We start from the raw sequence: 4007 nt of genomic DNA on the forward strand, positions 1-4007 counted from the left end.
CAAAACCGATTTATGGAAAATCATCCTGAACGGTATTGGCTCTAGACCGACCTACAAGGCGAGAGCATTTTCCCTGGGGAATCAGCGCAGAGCGAACTGGACCGGCACCACCAGTTCCAGCCGGTCGCGCCCGAGGTCGGCCGGGATCTTCGGCAGCGGCTCGGCGCGCTTGATCATGGCAAGCACTTCCTCGTCCAGCGCTTCGTAGCCGGAGGTCTTCTCCAGCCGGAAGGACAGGACGTTGCCGTCGGCGTCCATCGTGAAGCGCAGCATCGCCGTGCCCTGCTGCCGCCGCCGCTGCGAGGTCTGCGGGTAGCGCTTGTTCTGGTCCAGGTGCCGGAGCAGCTTTTGCTGGAACGTCGGCATGACGTTGGACTGCGAGGCTACCGGCCTCGGCGCCGGTTCCGGAGCCGGTTCGCTCGGCATCGCCGGGGGCGGCGCCGGGGCGGCTGGCACCGGATCGGGCGGACGCGGGCGGACGACCGCCTGCCTGGGCGGCGGCGGCTTGGGCGGGGGCGGTTTCGGCGGCGTCACCGTCGGCAGCGCCAGTTCCGGCTCCACCTGCGGCGGGGGTTCCGGCGGAGGCGGTTCGGGCGGGGGCTCGGGAGGTGGTGGTGGCGGTTCCGGGGGGGGAGGCTCCGGGGGAGGCGGCTCGGGCGGCGGTTCCGGGGGCGGGGGTTCCGGCTCCGGCGGGGGAGGTTCGGGGGGCGGCGGTTCCTCGGCGACGGGTTCCGGCTCGGGCGCCGGCGGCGGGGCGGCCGGCAGGGGCGCCAGATCGATCAGGACGGGGCCGGGAAGCTCGGTCGGCGGCGGAGGGGTGTCCAGGGCAAGCACGCTGACGACGATGCCGGCGTGGACCGCCAGCACGAAACCGGCGCTGAGGCCCCAGCGAAGGGTATCGGAACTCATGGTGCGGGTGCAGGCATGCCTTCAAGGCCGACCAGCGCGATCTTGAGATATCCGGCGGCCCGCAGGTCGTTCATCACGGTCATCAGGCTGCCGTAGTCGACTGTCTTGTCGGCGCGCAGGAAGATGCGCTGGTCCCGGTTGCCGGAAGTCGCGCGGTCGAGGGCGGGACCCAGGCCGGCTTCTCCCAGCGCGTCGTCGCCGATCGCCAGCGACAGGTCGGACTTGACCGTCAGGTAGAGCGGCTTGTCCGGCTTGGGCTGCGGCGTCGCGGTGGACGAGGGCAGATCGACCGGCACGTCCACGGTGGCGAGCGGGGCCGCGACCATGAAGATGATCAGCAGGACGAGGATCACGTCGATGAAGGGCGTGACGTTGATCTCGTGGGTCTCGGCGAGATCGTCGCCGTCGTCGCCGGAGGAACCGAGTTTGGCGGCCATGACTGCTACTCCGCCGCCTTGCGCAGGGAATTGGGGATGGTCGCGCGGTCGATATCGCGGGATACGAGGCGGAGCAGTTCGGCCGAAGCGTCGAGCAGCAGGGCCTTGTAGCCGGAGATCGACCGGGCGAAGGCGTTGTAGATGACGACGGCGGGGATGGCTGCGACGAGGCCCATGGCGGTCGCCAGCAAGGCTTCGGCGATGCCGGGAGCGACGACGGCGAGGTTGGTCGTCTGCGCCTCCGATATGCCGATGAAGCTGTTCATGATGCCCCAGACCGTGCCGAACAGCCCGACGAAGGGGCCGGTGGAGCCGATGGTGGCGAGAATGCCGGTGCCCCTGGTCATGCGCCGGCTGCTGGCGGCGACCAGGCGGTCGAGCCGGGATTCGACCCGGTCGCGCAGGCCCGACTTGTCCATGCCGACGAACCAAAGGCCATGCTCCGCCACGGCGGCCTTGACCAGCCCATGGACGGGGCCATGGGCCGGGCGGCTGTGTTCCGCCGCGTCCGCCAGCGAGTGCGCGGAACCGATCATGGCGAGGGCGCGGGCGACCCTGCGCTTGGCGGCGCCAAGCTCGATCGCCTTGGCGAGCAGCACTGTCCAGGTCAGGACCGAGGCGAGCGCCAGACCGACCATGACGGACTTAACGACGATGTCGGCCGCCATGAACATGCCCCAGGGGGAGAGGTCATGGCCGGCCGGCAGGGTGGTGTCGGGGATCGGATCGTTCGCGGCCTGCTCCGGCGCTGCATCGGCTGGCGGGGCGGCTTCCGCCGGCGGCGCGGCTTGGCTTTGCGGCGCGGTTCCGGCTTCCGGGGCAGGGACCGCAGCCGGCGGGGGCGGCGTCTCACCGGCTGGCTGCTCCACACCCTGCGGCGGCTGTGGGGATGCTTCCTGCGCGGGCGCCAGGGTGGAAACGAACACGACGAACAGGATCGTGATGGGCAGCCAGAGGAGGAGGCGCGGATTGATCATGCATCTTTCCCCAACAACGGGGTCCCAGGAAATTGACCGTGCGAATCATGCATAGGGGACGATGCCGAGCGATGCAAATGATTTTGCGAGTCAATCTCATATAGCGGTTGCGGCATTTTGATGGCGAGACTAAGACTTAGTCGCATAAGAAAATGGGAAAGTTGTAAAACATGACACCGGACATATCCAAATCTTACCGCTTGGCGCCTTCATTCGCTTTGACTGCGGCCCTGGCGATTTCCACGACCGGCGGAGTGACGGCAGCTTCCGCGCAGACCGCACAGGATGCGCAGACCGGCGCGGAAAGCGGGCAGGTGGAAACGCTCGGTCCGGTTACCGTTACGGGGTCGGAAACCAGGAACACGATGGAGCGCCAGCCGTCGCTGGACCGCCTGCCGTCCTCGATCCAGGACACGCCGCAGGGGATCTCGGTCGTGCCGCAGGAACTGATCGAGGAGAAGAACATCACGACCCTGCGGGAAGCCGTCCGCAACGTCCCCGGCATCTCGATCAATGCGGGCGAGGGCGGGGCACAGGGCGATACCCTGACGATCCGGGGCTTTTCGGCGCGCGGCGACCTGTTCGTCGATGGCGCCCGCGATCCGGGCCAGTACAACCGCGACACCTTCAACATCGATTCGATCGAGGTCCTGAAGGGGCCGTCGTCGCTGCTGTTCGGGCGGGGATCGACCGGCGGCGTCATCAACATGGTGACCAAGGCTCCGACCCTGGAGCGGTTCAACAGCGCCGAGATCAGCCTGGGCAACGGGCCGTTCTACCGGGGGACCGCCGATATCAACCTGCCGGTCGGACCGACCTCCGCCATCCGGCTGAACGTGATGGGGCAGGATTCCGACACGGTCGGGCGCGATCTGGTCGAACAGAAGCGCTGGGGCGTGGCGCCGTCGATCGGCATCGGGCTTGGCACCGATACCCAGTTCACCCTGTCATACCTGCATCAAGAGGAAGACAACCGGCCCGACTACGGCCTGCCCTATGTCTTCGGACGTCCGGCGCCGGTCTCGCTCGACACCTTCTATGGTTTGAAAGACGACAACGAGGACGTGACGGTGGACCTGCTGACCGCCAAGCTGGACCATGTCGCGACCGACTGGCTGAAGGTGTCGAACACCCTGCGCGCCGGATACTACACGCGCGACGCCACGACCACGGCGCCGCGCGTCAATGCGCCCATCGGGACGCCGCTGTCGTCGATCAGGGTGACGCGCAGCCGCCCGAGCCTGGACAGCGAGACGCTGACCGTCAACAACCAGACCACCGCCACGGCCAACTTCACCACCGGGCCGCTGGGCCATACCCTGGTCGCGGGGGTGGAACTTGGCTACGACGACACCGACACCAAGCGATTCGGCTTCACCGGCCTGCCGACCGCCAGCCTGCTCGATCCCGATCCGAACGCGGGCGTCGGGACGCCGCGCGGGCTGACGACGAATACCAGCGCCGATGCGACGACCGTCGGCGTCTATGCCTTCGACCAGATCAAGCTGACGGAGGAGTGGTCGATCATCGGCGGCGTGCGCTGGGACCGGTTCGACGCCGAGAGCGAGGAGAAGGTGGCCGGCCTGTCGCTGGACCGGACCGACAACATGTGGAGCACGCGGGCGGCCGTGGTGTACGAGCCGACCGACCAGCAGACTTATTACGCATCCTACGGCACCAGCTT

General features: G+C 67.8%; 4 protein-coding genes. 1 reads left to right on the plus strand and 3 read right to left on the minus strand.

The window, feature by feature from the left end; translation table 11 throughout:
- Positions 1–81: 81 nt before the first annotated feature.
- From AC5JJ6_RS02370 to exbB, 3 genes are read right to left on the minus strand one after another with little or no spacing between them, the layout of a single operon-like run.
- The gene (locus tag AC5JJ6_RS02370) at positions 82–909 is read right to left on the minus strand and encodes an energy transducer TonB family protein (RefSeq protein ID WP_496040505.1); all 828 of its coding nucleotides are present in this window, start codon (positions 907–909) and stop codon (positions 82–84) included.
- Positions 906–1346 carry a TonB system transport protein ExbD gene (gene exbD, locus AC5JJ6_RS02375; RefSeq protein WP_429645113.1) on the minus strand — a complete coding sequence of 147 codons (441 nt, stop codon included), beginning with the start codon at positions 1344–1346 and terminating at the stop codon, positions 906–908. Before exbD ends, AC5JJ6_RS02370 begins: the two co-directional genes overlap by 4 nt.
- Before the next feature lie 5 nt (positions 1347–1351).
- Positions 1352–2323: a tonB-system energizer ExbB gene (gene exbB / locus AC5JJ6_RS02380; RefSeq protein WP_496040506.1), complete on the minus strand. Its 972-nt coding sequence runs from the start codon at positions 2321–2323 to the stop codon at positions 1352–1354.
- Positions 2324–2577: 254 nt separating this feature from the next.
- Here exbB and AC5JJ6_RS02385 point away from each other — a divergent pair.
- The coding region (locus tag AC5JJ6_RS02385; RefSeq protein ID WP_496040507.1) for a TonB-dependent receptor at positions 2578–4007 on the plus strand (1430 nt) is incomplete at its 3' end.

Source organism: Skermanella sp., assembly GCF_059503625.1.

Bases quoted from the DNA above. Each gene is read 5' to 3' on its own strand.
- exbD (WP_429645113.1), bottom strand. From the start codon at position 1,346: ATGGCCGCCAAACTCGGTTCCTCCGGCGACGACGGCGACGATCTCGCC.
- exbB (WP_496040506.1), bottom strand. From the start codon at position 2,323: ATGATCAATCCGCGCCTCCTCCTCTGGCTGCCCATCACGATCCTGTTC.
- AC5JJ6_RS02370 (WP_496040505.1), bottom strand. From the start codon at position 909: ATGAGTTCCGATACCCTTCGCTGGGGCCTCAGCGCCGGTTTCGTGCTG.